General features: G+C 44.8%; 17 protein-coding genes. 6 read left to right on the plus strand and 11 right to left on the minus strand.

What is annotated here, in order from left to right:
* Positions 1–160 precede the first annotated feature (160 nt).
* The 3 genes from PYW33_RS13490 to PYW33_RS13500 all read left to right on the plus strand — a co-directional run bounded on the left by PYW33_RS13490 (position 161) and on the right by PYW33_RS13500 (position 3,573).
* Complete coding sequence (locus PYW33_RS13490) at positions 161–643, plus strand: RNA pyrophosphohydrolase (RefSeq protein WP_004278502.1); 483 nt, start codon at positions 161–163, stop codon at positions 641–643.
* A gap of 89 nt (positions 644–732) precedes the next feature.
* Positions 733–3,030, plus strand: a complete 2,298-nt coding sequence (gene ptsP, locus PYW33_RS13495) for a phosphoenolpyruvate--protein phosphotransferase (protein ID WP_004647377.1) — start codon at positions 733–735, stop codon at positions 3,028–3,030.
* Between the two features lie 42 nt (positions 3,031–3,072).
* The gene (locus PYW33_RS13500; RefSeq protein ID WP_004647376.1) at positions 3,073–3,573 is read left to right on the plus strand and encodes a hypothetical protein; all 501 of its coding nucleotides are present in this window, start codon (positions 3,073–3,075) and stop codon (positions 3,571–3,573) included.
* Here PYW33_RS13500 and PYW33_RS13505 read toward each other — a convergent pair.
* Entirely contained in the window at positions 3,570–3,749 is a 180-nt protein-coding gene (locus PYW33_RS13505) for a DUF7230 family protein (protein ID WP_004647375.1), read from the minus strand. The two genes, PYW33_RS13500 and PYW33_RS13505, sit on opposite strands and share 4 nt — an antisense overlap.
* A 619-nt stretch (positions 3,750–4,368) precedes the next feature.
* On the opposite strand from PYW33_RS13505, the gene PYW33_RS13510 reads away from it, so the two are divergent.
* Both PYW33_RS13510 and PYW33_RS13515 read left to right on the plus strand, forming a co-directional pair.
* Positions 4,369–5,889 carry a catalase gene (locus tag PYW33_RS13510; protein ID WP_004647373.1) on the plus strand — a complete coding sequence of 507 codons (1,521 nt, stop codon included), beginning with the start codon at positions 4,369–4,371 and terminating at the stop codon, positions 5,887–5,889.
* 95 nt (positions 5,890–5,984) lie between these two features.
* Positions 5,985–6,455 carry a thiol-disulfide oxidoreductase DCC family protein gene (locus PYW33_RS13515; RefSeq protein WP_004647372.1) on the plus strand — a complete coding sequence of 157 codons (471 nt, stop codon included), beginning with the start codon at positions 5,985–5,987 and terminating at the stop codon, positions 6,453–6,455.
* Here the strand turns inward: PYW33_RS13515 and PYW33_RS13520 are convergent.
* The 9 genes from PYW33_RS13520 to hcaE all read right to left on the minus strand — a co-directional run bounded on the left by PYW33_RS13520 (position 6,452) and on the right by hcaE (position 15,402).
* Positions 6,452–7,507 carry an MBL fold metallo-hydrolase gene (locus PYW33_RS13520; protein WP_004647371.1) on the minus strand — a complete coding sequence of 352 codons (1,056 nt, stop codon included), beginning with the start codon at positions 7,505–7,507 and terminating at the stop codon, positions 6,452–6,454. The genes PYW33_RS13515 and PYW33_RS13520 overlap by 4 nt on opposite strands.
* Before the next feature lie 407 nt (positions 7,508–7,914).
* The gene (locus tag PYW33_RS13525; protein WP_004647370.1) at positions 7,915–8,850 is read right to left on the minus strand and encodes a cation diffusion facilitator family transporter; all 936 of its coding nucleotides are present in this window, start codon (positions 8,848–8,850) and stop codon (positions 7,915–7,917) included.
* A gap of 181 nt (positions 8,851–9,031) precedes the next feature.
* The gene (locus PYW33_RS13530; protein ID WP_004647369.1) at positions 9,032–9,937 is read right to left on the minus strand and encodes a DMT family transporter; all 906 of its coding nucleotides are present in this window, start codon (positions 9,935–9,937) and stop codon (positions 9,032–9,034) included.
* 168 nt (positions 9,938–10,105) lie between these two features.
* Positions 10,106–11,332 (minus strand): 3-phenylpropionate/cinnamic acid dioxygenase ferredoxin--NAD(+) reductase subunit, encoded by a 1,227-nt coding sequence (gene hcaD, locus PYW33_RS13535; protein WP_004647367.1) that lies wholly within the window; start codon positions 11,330–11,332, stop codon positions 10,106–10,108.
* A 4-nt stretch (positions 11,333–11,336) separates the two neighbouring features.
* Positions 11,337–12,302 (minus strand): 3-carboxyethylcatechol 2,3-dioxygenase, encoded by a 966-nt coding sequence (locus PYW33_RS13540; RefSeq protein WP_004647366.1) that lies wholly within the window; start codon positions 12,300–12,302, stop codon positions 11,337–11,339.
* 73 nt (positions 12,303–12,375) lie between these two features.
* Positions 12,376–13,191, minus strand: coding sequence for a 3-phenylpropionate-dihydrodiol/cinnamic acid-dihydrodiol dehydrogenase (gene hcaB, locus PYW33_RS13545; RefSeq protein WP_004278515.1), 816 nt, complete (start codon positions 13,189–13,191; stop codon positions 12,376–12,378).
* Between the two features lie 2 nt (positions 13,192–13,193).
* Positions 13,194–13,520 carry a 3-phenylpropionate/cinnamic acid dioxygenase ferredoxin subunit gene (gene hcaC, locus PYW33_RS13550; protein WP_004278517.1) on the minus strand — a complete coding sequence of 109 codons (327 nt, stop codon included), beginning with the start codon at positions 13,518–13,520 and terminating at the stop codon, positions 13,194–13,196.
* Complete coding sequence (gene hcaF, locus PYW33_RS13555) at positions 13,520–14,038, minus strand: 3-phenylpropionate/cinnamic acid dioxygenase subunit beta (RefSeq protein WP_004647365.1); 519 nt, start codon at positions 14,036–14,038, stop codon at positions 13,520–13,522. Before hcaF ends, hcaC begins: the two co-directional genes overlap by 1 nt.
* Positions 14,035–15,402 (minus strand): 3-phenylpropionate/cinnamic acid dioxygenase subunit alpha, encoded by a 1,368-nt coding sequence (gene hcaE, locus PYW33_RS13560; protein ID WP_004278520.1) that lies wholly within the window; start codon positions 15,400–15,402, stop codon positions 14,035–14,037. The genes hcaF and hcaE overlap by 4 nt, the downstream gene beginning before the upstream one ends.
* 281 nt (positions 15,403–15,683) lie before the next feature.
* Between hcaE and hcaR the strand changes: the two genes are divergently transcribed.
* Entirely contained in the window at positions 15,684–16,592 is a 909-nt protein-coding gene (gene hcaR, locus PYW33_RS13565) for a DNA-binding transcriptional regulator HcaR (protein WP_004278522.1), read from the plus strand.
* 381 nt (positions 16,593–16,973) lie between these two features.
* On the opposite strand, the gene PYW33_RS13570 is transcribed toward hcaR, so the two are convergent.
* Positions 16,974–17,834 (minus strand): alpha/beta fold hydrolase, encoded by an 861-nt coding sequence (locus PYW33_RS13570; protein ID WP_004278523.1) that lies wholly within the window; start codon positions 17,832–17,834, stop codon positions 16,974–16,976.
* Between the last annotated feature and the right edge of the window lie 26 nt (positions 17,835–17,860).

Consider the following 17,860-nt stretch of genomic DNA (forward strand, 5'->3'; position numbering starts at 1 on the left):
ATTTAAGAAAAAAATTGTAAATCTATCTCCGCTAGTCGATAGAAATTCGTTAAGATCATAGCAATTTTAACATTTTTAAACTTTGCTTTTTTCGAGTTGGATAACGAAATAATGCTCCCCGATGGCAAAGGCATAAATTAAACAATTTTTAGGTAGCCAAATGATCGACTCTGAAGGTTTCCGACCGAATGTCGGGATCATTTTGGCAAACGATGCTGGACAAGTTTTATGGGCAAAACGCATTGGTCATAATGCATGGCAATTTCCACAAGGCGGGATCCAATATGGAGAAACCCCTGAGCAGGCACTCTATCGTGAGCTGAGAGAAGAAGTTGGCTTATTGCCCGAACACGTCCAGATAGTCGCGCAAACCAAAGGCTGGTTGCGCTATCGTTTGCCGCATCGATACATTCGTACGGACTCTGATCCGGTCTGTATCGGTCAAAAACAAAAGTGGTTTTTACTCAAACTCACGGCCCCCGTTCAGCATATTCAATTGAATCTGTCTGATCCGCCCGAATTTGATCAATGGCAATGGGTCAGTTATTGGTACCCACTCGGTCAAGTCGTGAATTTCAAACGTGATGTTTACCGCAAAGCCTTGGTGGAGTTGTGTCAGCAACTGCCCCAGCAAAAACCTTAAAAAATCGCATAAATAATGCAGATTTTTTACGCGGCTATTGTTATAAATAAACTTCATTACTGAAATTCTGAATAGACGGAGCAGACCTTATGTCGAATATGCAACTGGACACCTTGAGACGTATTGTTCAGGAGATCAATGCGTCCACCAGTTTGCATGAATCACTCGACATTATGGTCAAGCATGTGGCCGAGGCCATGCAGGTTGATGTCTGCTCGATCTACCTCCTCGATGAACGCAATCAGCGTTATCTGCTCATGGCGTCTAAAGGCCTGAATGCAGAATCTGTCGGCCATGTGTCTTTGCAGACCGGCGAAGGTCTGGTGGGCCTGGTTGGACAGCGTGAGGAAATTGTCAATCTGGACAATGCCCCTAAACACGAGCGCTTCCTGTTTTTACCTGAAACCGGTGAGGAAATTTATAACTCCTTCCTCGGTGTGCCAGTGATGTATCGCCGTAAGGTGATGGGTGTGCTGGTGGTTCAGAACAAAGAATCACAGGACTTTTCTGAAGCTGCTGAATCCTTTCTGGTGACACTCTGTGCGCAGCTTTCTGGCGTCATCGCCCATGCCCATGCCGTCGGCAATATCGATGTATTCCGTAAGCCAAGCAACCTGCCCGCCTATAAAACCTTTCAGGGAGTTTCTGGCTCCGGTGGTATTGCCTTAGGTCGTGCAGTGATTCTCTATCCGCCAGCAGATCTTGCCGCAGTCCCTGACCGTGAAGCGGATGACATTAGCGAAGAACTGGAGCTATTAGATAACGCCCTGAATTCAGTCCGCGAAGAAATTCAGTCGCTAGATGACAAAATGCAGGATGCGTTGATGGCCGAGGAACGCGCACTGTTTAGCGTGTTTTTGCGTATGCTGGATGAAAATGCCCTGCCTTCAGAAATCAAGGCCTTTATTCGTGAAGGTCACTGGGCACAAGGCGCCGTGCGAATTGTCATTGACAATCATGTGGCACAATTTTCCCAGATGGAAGATGATTATTTACGTGAGCGAGTGGCGGACTTAAAAGATCTGGGTCGCCGCATTCTGGCACGTTTACAGGAAGCCGATGCCAGTCACCGTGAATTGACCGATGAAAGTATTCTGATTGGTGAGGAAATATCGACGGCTGCACTGGTTGAACTGCCCGTGGATAAAATTGCCGCGATTGTCACTACCGAAGGCGCCATGAACTCGCATATGGTGATCGTGGCGCGTGCCCTTGGCATTCCCACCGTAGTCGGTGTAACCGAACTGCCAATCAATACCCTCGATGATGTGGAGATGATTGTCGATGCGCATCAGGGTCGGGTCTTTATTAATCCGCCACGTCGCCTGCGCAGTCGCTATAAAGAAATTCAAAAAGAAGAAGAACAGATTGCCAAAGATTTGCGTCAGTACGAAACCAAAGATGCAATTACCCCGGATGGCATCGCCGTAAAACTGTACGTCAACACCGGCCTGATGATTGATGTGGTGCGTGGCGTGCAGCGCGGTGCCAAAGGTGTCGGTTTATACCGTTCTGAAATTCCGTTTATGCTGCGTGACCGCTTCCCGGGCGAGGAAGAACAACGTGCGATTTATCGTCAGCAACTCAGTCATTTTGCCAATAAACCGGTGGTGATGCGAACGCTGGACATTGGTGCAGACAAAGACCTGCCGTATTTCTCGATTGAAGAAGAAAATTCGGCACTCGGCTGGCGTGGCATTCGTTTTACCCTGGATCATCCGGAAATTTTTTCTTCACAGATTCGCGCCATGCTCAAAGCCAGTATCGGACTGAATAACCTGCATATTCTGCTGCCGATGGTGACCAGTGTCAGCGAGGTCGAGGAAGCGCTCTATCTGCTGGAACGTGATCATGCGGCGATTCAGGAAGAAGAACAGGTCAAGGTAAACAAGCCTAAACTCGGTATTATGGTGGAAGTTCCCAGCGTACTATATCAGATTGATGAATTTTCCGAACTGGTCGATTTCTTCTCGGTCGGCTCCAACGATCTGACCCAATATCTGTTGGCCGTCGACCGTAATAATCCACGGGTGGCCAATGTCTATTCACACCTGCACCCTGCAGTAATGCGTGCCTTGACCCGTCTGGTTCAGGACTGTCATCGCAATGAAAAACCGGTCAGTATCTGCGGTGAAATGGCGGGTGATCCACTGTCTGCCGTTTTACTCATGGCCATGGGCTTTAATACCCTGTCGATGAGTTCAAGTAATATTTTGCGGGTACGTAAAACCATTTGTCATGTTCCGATGAGTGATGCACAGGAATTGCTGCAACATGTGTTAAAAATGGACAATCCACTCATGGTAAAAAGCTGGCTAGAATATTATTTCAGAACCCATGGTTTAGGGGATATGGTGAAATCAGCATCACGTATGGTGAGTGCCTAATACGGGACTTTTTCCAGTCCCTCGACAGTGGTAGAGGTGGTTATGGAATTTCTGGTCATCCTGTTCATGATTGTTGCGGTGTTTTATGTGGTCATTCTTGCACCAGCTTTGGCTGCCCGCAAAGAAGCTCATAATTCCGGTTCATCTTATATACGCCCTGCCAGCAATCGAGCAACGAGCTATGCCGATCGGCCTAAAATGACTCCATTATTGGGCATTGAAATTTCGGCATCGCAACGGCGGCGTTTAGGCAGAGATGACCCCTCCGTCATTGCCGCCAGACTCTATCACCAGCAAAAAGATCAATTTGCCAGTTTTCAGCAGGCCAGACCACAGCCTCACTCCCCTCACCACAACGCGCCAGTGCAAAGCAGACTCAATAAATTCTTTAATGACTTAATTGCGGATGAATCGACAACGCCATCCCGGCATCCGAATCAATATTCGCAAACTCGTAATAACCGGCCTGTCGCCCCGCTCTCTCCAGTTAAAACCAATCCTAAACAGTCACCGCGTCGTCCCCAGCCACCTTACCGACCTTAAGCGGCCATTAAAAAAGGGCGATCTTCCATGGAATATCGCCCTTGTCTGTGCTTGCTGTAGCCACGTTTTGCATTTTTCTTTCGGTCTACAAAGACCTGGCTTTTGTTGACTTCATACATGTGTTTTGCCACAAAATTGTGGATTACCACCTGCTCGGCTGTTTTTTTCTTGGCCATCTTGCTCTCTATATGATTTGGAAGAAGGAGTGAAATAATTATAGGGCCGACTGACTAATTTTCAAGCATATCTGCCAATGCTTTTTTAAAAATAAAGTCCATTTAGCTAGGATTTTCTGTATGCAAAAATGGGAGCTATAGCCAGAAAACACCCTTATTTCATTCATTATTTTTATGGGTTTCTTCAGCCAAACAAAACTCAATTAAAAAACTATTTAAAGTAAATCAGTTATAAAATGTATTTTAAATAACACTTTTCACTTATTATTTTTATCCTTTGATAAAAACATATTATGGACTTAGATATTGTTATTTTCGTTTAATCCCATTCATTATTCGAGTTATTCAAAATATATAGAATTTGATATTGTCAGAGAGTGGAAAACCCGTTACTTTTTAAGAGTAACCATTTAATTTTCAATATTTTAAACTTTATTAACTTTAAAAATATTTTTTGAGTGATCTCACTCAATTATATCCTGAATTCCGTTTTGTGCTGTAACACCCTTTATTTAAAGATATTGTAAATATAGTGAAACCTGATCTGATTAGCATATATCTCAATATCTTATGAATACTAGATAAACGACACAAGATATTCAAAACTTGGAGAGGAAAGATGAGCCAAGATTTAAAAAAATGCCCTGTCACCCACCTGACCACTGAAGCTGGTGCACCTGTGGTCGACAACCAGAACAGTATGACGGCAGGTGCGCGTGGACCTTTACTTGCCCAGGATTTATGGCTGAATGAAAAACTGGCCAACTTTGTCCGTGAAGTGATTCCAGAGCGTCGTATGCATGCCAAAGGTTCAGGTGCTTTCGGTACCTTTACCGTGACCAATGATATTACGCAATATAGCCGCGCTAAAATTTTCTCTGAAGTCGGCAAAAAAACCGAAATGTTTGCGCGTTTCTCAACGGTGGCGGGTGAACGTGGTGCGGCCGATGCTGAACGTGATATTCGCGGTTTTGCACTGAAATTCTATACCGAAGAAGGCAACTGGGATCTGGTCGGCAATAACACCCCGGTATTTTTTCTGCGGGATGCCCGCAAGTTCCCTGACCTGAATAAAGCAGTCAAACGTGATCCGAAAACCAACAAGCGCAGTGCCACCAATAATTGGGATTTCTGGGCATTACTGCCTGAAGCCTTGCATCAAGTGACTATTGTCATGTCGGATCGTGGGATCCCGACCGGTTACCGTCATATGCATGGTTTTGGCAGCCATACTTTCAGCTTTATCAATGCCAAGAATGAACGCTTCTGGGTGAAATTCCATATGCGTACCCAGCAAGGTATTCAAAACCTGACCGATGCTGAAGCTGCAGACTTGATTGCCAAAGACCGTGAAAGCAGCCAGACCGACCTGTTTGATGCCATCGAACGTGGTGACTATCCAAAATGGAAAATGTACGTTCAGGTCATGCCAGAACTGGAAGCCGAAACAGTGACTTATCATCCATTTGACCTAACCAAAGTCTGGCCAAAGGGCGATTATCCACTGATTGAAGTCGGTGAATTCGAACTGAACCGCAATCCGGAAAACTATTTCCAGGATGTGGAACAGGCTGCCTTTGCACCAAGCAACCTTGTACCGGGCATCAGCTATTCACCAGACCGTATGTTACAGGCTCGTCTGGTGAACTATGCCGATGCAGCGCGTTACCGTGTTGGCGTGAATCATTCACAGGTTCCGGTCAATGCTGCACGTTGTCCTGTTCATTCGAACCGCCGTGATGGTCAAGGCCGCATGGATGGCAACTATGGTTCATTGCCACATTACGAGCCGAATAGTTTCAGCCAGTGGCAGGAACAGCCGGAATTCAGAGAACCGCCACTAAAAATTACCGGTGATGCCGATTTCTGGGATTTCCGTGAAGATGACAATGATTACTTCAGCCAACCCCGTGCCCTGTTCAATCTGATGAATGACCAGCAGAAACAGGCTCTGTTTAATAACACGGCCGGAGCAATGGGTGATGCACTAGATTTCATCAAATACCGTCACATCCGCAACTGTTATAGCTGTGATCCAGCCTACGGCGAAGGCGTAGCACAAGCCCTCGGCATGACCGTAGCAGATGCCCAAGCAGCACGTGAAAGCGATCCAGCCAAAGGTTTGCCTAGCTTTCTCTAAGCCAGTTTAGACATGTATAGAAACCACCTTCGGGTGGTTTTTTATTGCAGCATCAAGCACTATAGAAACAAGCTGGCACAAAAAGAAATACAATAATGCATCCGAATATTGAAGACATCATTCAACAACACGACATTGTTTTATTTGATGCTGTTTGCGTGATCTGCAATGGCTGGGCACGGTTTTTGATTAAATACGATAAAAAGATTCAGTTTAAACTGGTTTCCGCCCAATCGCCTTTAGGTACGGCACTGCTCGAACATTATCAGATGCAAACCGAGCATTACACCACCATGCTCGTCATTCAAGATGGCACTCTCTATACCGAATCGACTGCCTTGCTGAAGGTGCTGCAGCATCTCGGTTTTCCCTTTAATTTAATGAGCGCAGGTTATTTGGTTCCGCGCTTTATCCGCGACTTTCTATATCGTGTGGTTGCTTTAAATCGTTACAGGCTATTTGGTAAAACCGAGTATTGCCTGATTCCATCCAGCGAAAATAAACGCCATTTTCTGGAAGAAGCTGTCTGTACTGGCCATTCAACTCATTTAATAGGAAGTGCTTAAACAATAATCCGCTTGCCTTCCCGTATGCAATAAAACGGATTAATTAACTTGGAAGAATGCTTGATGATCTCATGCAACTCATGTTCCGGTGCATCCCGGTCTTCATCTGTGAGCTGAAAAGTACGGTAATGAATCGCCAGTGAGCATTTGGCCTGCAAGTCATGATGGGCATGAAAGGCATCTTCCGGATTCATATGGATCGCACGCATCAGTTCACGTGGCTCATACGCTCCTATCGGAAGTAAGGCAATTCGCGGTGCACCCAGACGTTTACGAATTTCTTTAAAATGTGAGGCGTAGCCACTATCTCCGGCAAAGAAACAATGTTCCTTGCCATATAATAAAGAAAAGCCTCCCCAAAGTGCACAGTTCTGATCGCGCATACCGCGCCCTGAGGCATGTTGAGCCGGCGTATACACAATCCGGATCTCTTCAAAAAAGGCATTTTCCCACCAGTCCATTTCATGCACGGTGTAATGTTCTGGCAAATACCAGGCATTACCCAGACCGGTATAAATCGGCATCTCAAAAGTGTTGTGCAGCCATTCCAGACTGGCCAGATCCATATGATCATAATGGTTATGGCTGAGTAGTACAGCATCAATCTGGGGTAACTCATCCAGAGCAATGCCAGCCGGAATGACCCGCTGCGGACCCGTGGAAGCCGAAGGACTGGCATATTCCGACCAGACCGGGTCGGTCAGGAAATTATAGGGGCCGATCTGTATTAATGTGGTGGCGTGACCAATAAACCAGACTTGCCAGTCATCCAGAGCTGCATCTGGACGCTGCTGTGGCAATGCGCGCGGACGAGAAAAAAACTCGGCACGCTCTTCGTCAAGATTGACATTCCAGGTCTTGGATTTTCGGGTAATGAGCCATTTGTATAAATCAAAGCGACCGCGCGATAGAGAAGCATGCTCAAGATTACGAAACTGTTTTCCGTCGAAATGATCTGAATGCAGATACTCAAACACTGGCTTAGACCAGAGATGTTTCCAACTGGATTCCGTGATTAACTGGAATTTTTTAGTTTTGAGAAGATCTTGCATAAACATCCACTATTTATTATTCGCTATATGCAAGACAACAACCTCTTGAAATGGTCAAGCGGTGCATCTTTTAATGAGCATACAAACTAAAAACAGGCACACTGCAACATAGTATGAAATCCGTCACAGAAAATCATGTATGTTTTTGTTATTTTTAGCAAAAAAAATGGCATTTCATCGGCCTTATGGCTGGCTGAAGTCTGGGATTATCTAGAAAAATATTGCTCTTGTCCTTCTGTCTAAAAATACAAAATGATACTCAATATTTATAAGCCCATGCTGACAAAAGCATGTCTGCCCATTGATGATTTTATGATGAAATTCGCCATACCTCAGTATCATCACATCAATTGTGCGAGAAAGGCAAGTTGAGATCAAAATACCAACCTCAAGCGTTTTTTAGATCTTTATACACGACCTTGAGTTCGTTCCAGCCATACGGCCTTGGTTTGGGGTTTCACAAATAAAGCAATAATTTCCGGGTGCAGCTGTTTAATCTGCGCTTCGATCCGGTTGACACAGGCTTCAATGTCATCAGAAGTTAAATCATCTTTAAATTCCAGACTCAATGATGCAATGACTTGCTGAGCGCCCATCTGCTCAGTCAATACCCCATTGGCACTGAAAACTGCCGCATCCTGTTGAGCAATGTTTAATACATCTTCACGCAGTTTTGGATCTGCCGTTTCACCCAGTAACAAACCTTTGGTTTCACGTGCCAGAAACCAGGCAGATACTGCCAGCACGATACCAATTAAAATCGATGCGGCACCGTCCAATTCAGGAATATTCAGTTGATGCGCCAGAAAAATACCAACCAGAGCAATCACCAAACCGACCAGGGCGGCAGTATCTTCAAATAACACGGTAAAGGTCGTTGGATCTTTACTGTGTCGAAATGCTTCAAAATATCCCAGATTTCCCTTTTGTTTACGAAAGGTTTTTAAAGCCACTGACCATGAAAATCCTTCAAAAAGAATCGCCAGACCCAGCACAATATAATTGATCAATGGATCCCGCATGACTTCAGGCTGAAGAATATGCTGTATCCCTTGATAGATGGACACGATCGCACCCAAGGCAAAAACCATCAATGCCACAATAAAAGCCCAAAAATACAGTTCACGCCCATAACCAAAAGGATGTTTGGCATTTGCCGGTTTTTCTGATTTTTTCATCCCATACAGCAGTAAAATTTCATTCAAGGTATCCACTACCGAATGAATTGCTTCACTGAACATGGCAGAGCTATTGGTTATATAGGACGCAACAAATTTAACCAGCGCAATCGCCAGATTACCAAATAGAGCTGCATAAACTACGATTTTATTGGATTCAGACATCCTGACACTGTCCTAAATAAGCTTGTGCAAGCTTGAATGATTTATGTATCAAAATCTTAATCATTTATTTTTGAAAGTTGTTTTACAAATTGTTGCTTAGTCGTGATCTCCCACGTTGTTGAATCACTTTACTCTCTACTCAAATAATAAAAGGGCTTTCGCCCTTTTGGTTTTTACAGTTTTAATGCTTGGAAAAATACTGTTCGCGCCACTCTTTCCAGAAATACATGATGATCCCGAACATCACCACAGCAATTCCCGCAAAAGCATGACTGCTGATAATTTCATGATTTAAGGTTGCTCCCAATACCAGAGCAATCACCGGCGTCATCACATTACTCAATGAGACAGTCGAAGCATTTAGACGGCGAATCAGCCAGAAATAACACAGCATTGCCACAATCGAGGACATGATCATGGTAAATACAAAACCAATCATTGCCTGTGTGCTAGGCAACTGAGTCGGCATATGTTGCCAGATAAAGGGTACCAAAATGACTGAACTCGCTGCGGAGACCAGCAATGAACCCGTCGCCTGCGACATCGGACTCAAGGGTGCACTGATCTGTTTAACCCAGAAGATCGAGCTGATGTAAGACACCATACTGATCAGCATTAACACCACACCCCAAGGATTAATTTTGCTGTCTGCCGAGTCGGCGAAAACAAAACACAAACCGGCGACGGCCACTGCCATGCCGAGCCATTGCAGCCAGATCAACTTATGGGTTTTTAAAATCACATGACCGATTAAACCGGCGATCAGCGGTGAAAAACCAAAAATCAGTGCCATCAATCCTGAGGTCAGATAATTGGCCGCCAGATAAATAAACAGCTGCGCGCCGATTAAATTCAAACTGCCTGCCAGATAACTTTTCATTGAAGTGCGGTCAAAAGGCAGCGGGTCGCGCATGATTTTCAACAGGAACAACGCAATAATCGAGGCACCAAAATAGCGAATGATCAGCACCCACATCGGGTGAATCTCGGCCACGCTCCAGACAATCGCCAGTGGCGTTGTCGCCCAGATCAGCACCAATAAAGCGTAAATACTTGCCGTGACCGGCAATGAAGATGAAGAACTCATAAGTCTCCTAAACGAGGCCAAGAAGTTCTGGATCAGCAACTTCAAAAATAGCGTATAGCGAATTCATGCTGAGATGAAGTTTTAATTTTTGATAAATTCATCAAGTTTCGTGCATAAAAAACAGACCTATGCAAAACATAGGTCTGTCCAAAGATATCTCAATACAACTTAAGCAATTTTGCGTAAGTCTTGCGCGATATCCAAATGTTTTTCAACATCAAACGCCGTATTTTTGCTGATCATTTTTTTCAAATGACGCATTTCTTTGGCTGCATTCACGGTAATCCCGCCAACGATCTGACCATCTGTCACACCATACATCACGAATGAATTGTCTGCACCTTTGGCTGCATCCATTTCACCACGGATATGCCATTCAGCTGCGGCCATATCGCCGACAAACTGGAAGTTTATATTCAGCTGATCCGTCCAGAACCAGGCCGGATTGGCTTTCGGATGTTCCACACCCATCACGTGACGCGCAAAGATGCCTGCCTGAAGGTTGGCATTTTCCCAAGTTTCAACGCGGCGGTGATTGCCACAGTCACGTAACTGAGTCGCAACATCACCCGCTGCATAAATGTCAGCATTCGAGGTTTGGCAGTGTTCATTGACTTTGATCGCAACATCAACATCCAGACCTGCATCTAGCGCAAGCTGTGCATTTGGCACGATTCCGATTCCGTAAACTACAGCATCAGCACGCAGTTCTTCACCGCCTTCCAGCGTTACCACGACTTCTTCACCATCTAAACGGCAATCTGCAATCTTGGTTTCAAGACGCACATCGACCTGGTTTTGACGATGCTGTTCCAGCAGGAATTCGCTCAGGATTTGTGGCGAACAACGACCCATGACCATCGGACCCATTTCGATCACAGTGACCTGACAGTCTTTGTAACGTGCTGAAGATGCCAGCTCAAGACCAATCACGCCACCACCAATCAGGATGATACGGCGACCGGCTTGAAGCACAGGCACCAGCGCTTGTGAATCTTCCAGGTTACGCAGGGTATAAACGTGTTTGCCCAAAGCATCGAAATTAGGCAAACGGCGCGCGGCGCCACCTGTTGCAAGCAAGAGTTTGTCGTAAGCAACAACATCACCGTTCAGGAGTTCAACCGTTTTCGCTTCGGCATTGATTTTCATCACGCCATTACCGCGAATTGTTTCCACCCCTAAATCTGCCAGTTTCTGTTCTGACAGGATTTCGATCTTGGTGTCTTCAGGTTTTAGAATTACATCTTTAGACAATGGTGGACGCTCATAAGGAAGATGGCTTTCATCACCAATCAAGGTAATTTTGCCTTCATACTTGTTGCCACGAAGTTCTAAAATTGCACTCGCACCTGCCTGGCCGGCACCCACAATCACGATGTTGTTTACATTGCTCATTTTATTAACCTTTTAACTCTGCAGATACGATACCGAAGCCGGCAATCCATTCGCTGATGTCTTCATAGCAATGCGTGGTCATTTCATACTCACCCATTTCGCTTAAGGCAGCGAAGGCAGCCATCCAAGAACGGACTTCCTGACCACCACGACCACCATCATGGCGGATTTCAGCTTCAGTCATCGCTTCTAATGTTGCAAAATCAGCATGCTTGAAGGTTTCTAGCAGGGCAATATCCCATTCAGCATTCAAAGGCATGGCAACTGACGTATCTCCTGCTGCCAGCTTTTGACCCACTGCAATAATCTTGGATTGACGTGCATGACGTGCTTCAGGCGTTGGATAACGGCCTGCAATCAGGAACTCTTCCACTTCAGGGGGTACAGCACCCATTTGTGGTGTTGGTGGATCATGTGACAGACCACCCGTACCTAAAACAAGCACACGCTCATTTTCAAGGTTTAAAGACTTGATATATTGACCCACAGCACGGCCCAAAGCGATGGTACGCTGGGTGGTTGGCATCGGTGCTGCAGCGCCATTAATAAAAATTGGAATCGTTGGATAACGGTCAAGTTTGCCTTCACACAGGAAATGTAAGGGCTGAGTCACGCCATGGTCGGCCTGCATACGGTAGGAGTAGGCAACATCCACACCTTCATCCAGTACACGTCGAACCAGATCTAATGCCTTGTCTTCAGGTACATCAATATGGTCATTGTCCTTGCCATAATCCCAGTCACCTGCGGCTTTGGCACGAATACCCACGCAGAAACTTGGCATCAGGTCATAGAAGAAACCATTAAAATGGTCAGGACCAAAAGTGATGATCAGGGTTGGGTCGTAAGCTTTTACTTCAGCAGAGAGTTTTTCAAAAGCAGCACGAACTTTTTGCTCTTTTGATTGATCTTGAGGTGAAGCAAGTTCCATTAAAGGACTGTGCGATGCACAAATAAGTTTAACGGCCATGAGAGACTCCTAGAAGGAAAGCAGCCCTGAGAGAAGAGGCTGCCGGTAAGTCCATTTGAATGAGACTAGATGTTTATTCGTCAAAGAAACCTGCACGTGGCTGACGTAGGCCACGAATACCCAAACCGCATTCTGCATTGATCAGAACACCAGTCAGAGGACGGTTATTTTGACGAGATGCCAACAGCACGTATGAACCGGTCATATCTTCCGGTTCAGGCAAGAAATTCAGTGGCATGCCACGTGCAATTTTCTCAGGATCACGTGCATCGAGCAGGCCCACATTTTCCTGACCGAGCGATGCCGCGCCTTTGATATTCACATTCATACCTGACGGTGCAACAGCGTTCACTCGTACTTTAGGCGCAAGCTCGTAAGCCAGTTCTTTCATAATCCCGACACCTGCATGCTTAGATGCAGTATATACAGGGCCTCCGCCAGCGGAGTACAGTGCCGAATTAGACAAAGTAAATATGATAGAACCTTCAGAAGCGATCAATGCATCCAGTGCAGCCTTCGCACCGAGGATCAGAGATTTGGTATTAATGCCCATAATCTCGTCAAAGGCTTTTTCCAGCTGCTCACCAGAGGTATTGACGATATCGGCATAGTGATCCCAAATACCGGCATTACCAACGAAACAATCGAGTTTACCGAAACGTTCCACAGTGGCTTGAACTGCACGAACGTTATCTGCATAGCTGGCTACATCACCTTCGATCGCAAGAACTTTTCCACCGAAGTGTTCATTTAATGCATCTACTTTAGCTTTTGAACGTTGAAGAACCGCAACTTGTGCACCTTCCTCAATAAAACGCTCGACCAAAGCCCAGCCTAAGCCTGAACCACCACCAGTAATAAGTGCAACTTCGCCCTGTAGCCAACCCATGCTTACTCTCCTGCCATCTCTACAAACAATTGACCATCTTCAACAATCACTGGGAATGTTTTGATTGGATCAGTTGCAGGTAGACACAATGCTTCACCTGTTTTTAAACAGAAACGTGCTGAATGCAATGGACATTCCACAGTACCGTCATCTTCAAGATAACCTTCAGACATAGAAGCATTACCATGACTGCATTTATCGTTCATAGCGAAGAATTCACCGCCATTGTTAAATACAGCCAGCGCTTCGATACCGTTTACGCCACAATCTACTTTTAACGCTTCGCCTTCGTCTAATTCGTCAACTTGGCAAACAAAAATCTTATTCATTAGAAGAACACACTCAAGTTATGTGAGCTATATGTCGCTTGATCAAGCGTGATCTTACGGTTGAAGATCTGGAAGCCGAGGCCACCTTCAACTTTACGGATCTTGTCATGGCGTTTACCGCAGTAAATGACAATGTCTTTCTCTTTTTGCGTACGATATAGCAAATAGGTTACGTACACGTCGTATTCGCCTTCAACTTCAGTTGGCTCTACGATCACGTTGCTCACCATGTGGGTGGTACGTGACGGAGGCTCTTCAGCCCAAGCCATACCGGTTTCCAGACGCGCTACACGACGCTCTAAAAGGTCTTTTGAATCGTTGAACACCCAAGTGGTAGGTGGTTCAACTGAACGACGACGGTCACGGGTTTGTGCGTTTGGTGTGGTACGTAGCGTGTAAGAAATATCTTCAGCTAACGTATCCAACCATTCGCGGAATTTCCAATCGTCTAGCAATTTTGCTTCGCGATACAGGAACTGACTAATTTGGTGATGAAGTTCTAAGCTGATTTGACTCATTTCATAAGCTCCTTCTCATATTCGTCAGCTGCTTTTTCCACGTCTTCCCATTTTTCATGGATCAATAAATCTGCCCAGCGGCGGTACATACCACGTGCTGCAGTTTCAGAGAAAATGTAGTTGGTGATACCCGGGATACCATCTTCACGTACTTTTTCGTTGCCTTTACCCATTTCCATAATGAGTTTATTTTGACGCGCTTTGTAACCACGTAAAACTTTTTGAATTTCAATCCAGTTCTCAGAGTCATCTTGCTCGAGGAAACCGGCTGGACCAAAGGCACGCGTTGCAGAACGTTCAAATGCTTCTTTCACTTCTTGAGATGCTTCAGCATCCGCAATACAGAATGCCCATACTTCGGTTTTGTTTGGACCACGTGGATGCCATACGCGAAGTGTTGCAGTACCGTTCAACCAAGACAAAGTTGGGAACATGGTGTTGTGACCTGCAAGACGCAGTGCACGAGTCTCGCCTAGGCGCTCTTTAACTTCGTCGTAAGTTTCACGGAAGTAGTTGGCAACTTCACCGTCAACCCATACGTTTGCGTCTGGTTTCTCTGTGAAGAAGAAGCCTGAACCATGACCACGTGAACCGTACTGGATCGCGTCTTTGGCAGTTTCCCAAACTGGACGAGCCGTTTGTGCAGCACCTAATTTCTTAGAAGATTCGTCGTCTGGTTTCGCGCCCAATACTTGGATCGCAGAAGCGTGAGAGAACAAGGCGTGGTATTGGTCAGATGCGAACTGTTCAGCCGCAAATTTCCAGTTACACTCGATTTCCCACTTGTGGACACCACCGATAATTTCTGTACCACCTGGACGACGGTCAACAACGCCATCTAAGTACCAAGCGATATCGCCCATGTATTCTTCAAGATCAGGTGTGGTTTCATCCCAACAAGCGAATACCAAGCCTTTGTAAGACTTCACACGATTCACTTCAACCAGACCCCATTGCTCTTTACATGCACCATGTGGGTAAGCACGATCTTCAAGCGGGATATCTTTTAAAGAACCGTCAATGCCGTATGACCAGCCGTGGTACGGGCAAGTAAATGCACGGGTATTACCACAGTCAGCGAAGCTTACACGCATAGAACGGTGACGGCACTGGTTTAAAAATGCTTTGATTGAGCCATCTTTTTGACGTGCCACAATGATTGGATCTTCGCCCATGTAGGTGTTGAAGAAATCACCAGCCTTAGGAATTTGGCTTTCATGGCAAAGGAATAACCAAGTACGACCGAAAACACGTTCGAGTTCTAATTCGTAAATGTCAGGATCTGTATAAATAGATGGCGTAATACGTCCATTTTGTGCATCGACTAAAGCATCGATTTCGCGCACATCAATTTTTCCACTCATGAAAAGCTCTCCTGTGACCTATCTTTGGCACAAAGTAATAGACTCAACTTTTCAACGATGATGGATTTGACAGCGTTTTTCGGGAAATATTTTTTTTGTTTCAATTAAGAGCTTAAAGCAATTATTAAGCACGTGAATTTTTATATTAAAACATCTATTAATTCCGCCAGAGCATTTAGTTTATGAATGGGAAAATAATCTTCACGACATAGTTGTTTATAGATTATACTTTGAGGAAATTATAGTAAGACATTTTTTGGATTACTCTTTGGGTTGATGACATGGAATTACGACACCTTCGCTACTTTATCACCGTTGCTGAAGAGCTCAATTTTAGTAAGGCAGCACTTAAACTTTATACGGCTCAACCCTCACTTAGCCAGCAAATCAAAGACCTGGAAGAAGATGTCGGGGTAAAGCTACTCAACCGAACCAAACGTAAAGTAGAGCTGACCGAAGAAGGCGCCGTATTCCTGGAACAGGCTCGTCTCACCCTGGCACAGGCGGACAAAGCCGTTGCCATGGCACGTCAGGTGTCACAGGCCAAGCAGCAAATGCTCCGCATCGGTTTTGTACCGGTGGCCGAGATGAAAATCTTCCCGTATATCTTGCCAAATCTACGTGTACAGAACTCGGATTTAAAAATTGAACTGCTCAGCCTGAACAACAATGAGCAAATGCGTTTGTTAAAAAAAGGTGATCTAGATCTGACATTTACCCGTCATAATTTCAATAGTGATGAAATTGAAAGCCAGTTCGTGATTCGTGAACCGCTGATTTTTCTCCTGCCTAAAGATCATCCCTTAGCAAAATACGAAAGAATTCCTGTTAAAGCATTGAATGGTATTGATTTTATTATTCCATCAGCAGAGCAGTCCTTGACCCTGAACCAGGCTATTCTGGACTTTGCCAAAGCCAACGGCATTGAACTCAATATCGTGCAAAAGGCCGATAATATTTTATTTAATATCAACTCGATCGGAATGGGCCTAGGCTGTACCATTTTGCCTGGCTATATTGCACCACTAACCATGGATAATACCGTGATTCGTCCGCTGGACGTGGAGTTGCCCTATTTAGACCTGTATGTCAGCTACCATAAAAACAACAAATCCTATGTCGTGAGCAAATTTCTTGAGCTTTTGACCCGTGTGTTCTATCTGGATATTAACCGTAGCGAACAAAATTAATCCTATTTCTTCCCTGCATTAGGCATATGCCATTCAACTTATGATAGGCATGTGCTTTTTTTGTTTTATTATTTTATGCTTAAGAATCCATTTTTAATTCTATTTTATAATAAAGAATCTATTTCTGGCGCTTAAATTTTTCACTTGCCCTTGACCCAAATTGTGTATTTTTAGCTCTAAATGTACTGCATTTACCACTTAAGTCTAATAAAGTTTCATTCGGATTTTTCTCAGTTTAAATAGCTCAAGCCTATAAAAATTATTAGATTTTTATATTTATTCAAATAAATGAGAATCAAACTCACTTAGGTGCGCTACCTTAAATATTTCCGATATAAAAAAGGATGACCAAAGCCATCCTTTTTTAAAACTGTATCAAACTTATTTTACGCCATGAACAGCCAGGTAGTTTTTGATCACAGTGTTGAACTCATCTGCTTTTTCAACTTGAGACCAGTGACCGCATTGGCTGAAGATATGTGCATCAGCATTTGGCACGATGTTCAGGATGTCCCAAGTACGAGAAACCGGAATCACCACGTCTTGCGTACCATGAATCAATAGTACAGGCACAGTAATGTCTTTCATTTTTTCGAAGTCTAATGGGAATTCGAAACGGTCACGGTCACGTGCGCCAACCACATCCATTAAACGATTTGATGCATAGTCATTTGCAGCAGAAGCAAAACGTACTTTTACCAGTTCATCAGTAATCAGGTCTTTGTTTACGACAAACATAGAAAGGGTTTTCTTGATTCCTTCTTCTGTAAGAACTGGGTTTGCGTGAGCTTTAAGTGCAGCTGTCTGTTTCGCACCGCCCGTACCCATAGACACGATACCCAAAATACGATCTGGATAATCCAATGCCATCTGGAATGCTAACCAGCCACCCAGAGAGTTACCGACCAACCAGGTTTTTTCGATACCCAAAGCGTCTAGCGTACGGATCGCATGATCTACCCAGGCACGGATACCATATTCAGTACCCGGTGCAACTACAGTCTGGCCATAACCAATGGTATCAATCGCGATACAACGCGCCTGCTCACCAATTTGTGGCAGGTTTAACCACCAGTTTGCCGCAGCCGATACACCCGTACCTGAACCGTGTAAAAATAGAATAGGCGTACCTTCACCAATTTCGTGGTAATGGGTCAACTCGCCTTCAGCGGTTTCAATCCATTTATCTTCTAAGCCAAAGAATGGATCTGTTTGATAGTCAGGGATTTGAACAGTGCTCATATTGCTTCCTCTTACAGTCTTTCGCT

It is taken from the genome of Acinetobacter lwoffii, assembly GCF_029024105.1.
Lineage (GTDB): Bacteria > Pseudomonadota > Gammaproteobacteria > Pseudomonadales > Moraxellaceae > Acinetobacter > Acinetobacter lwoffii.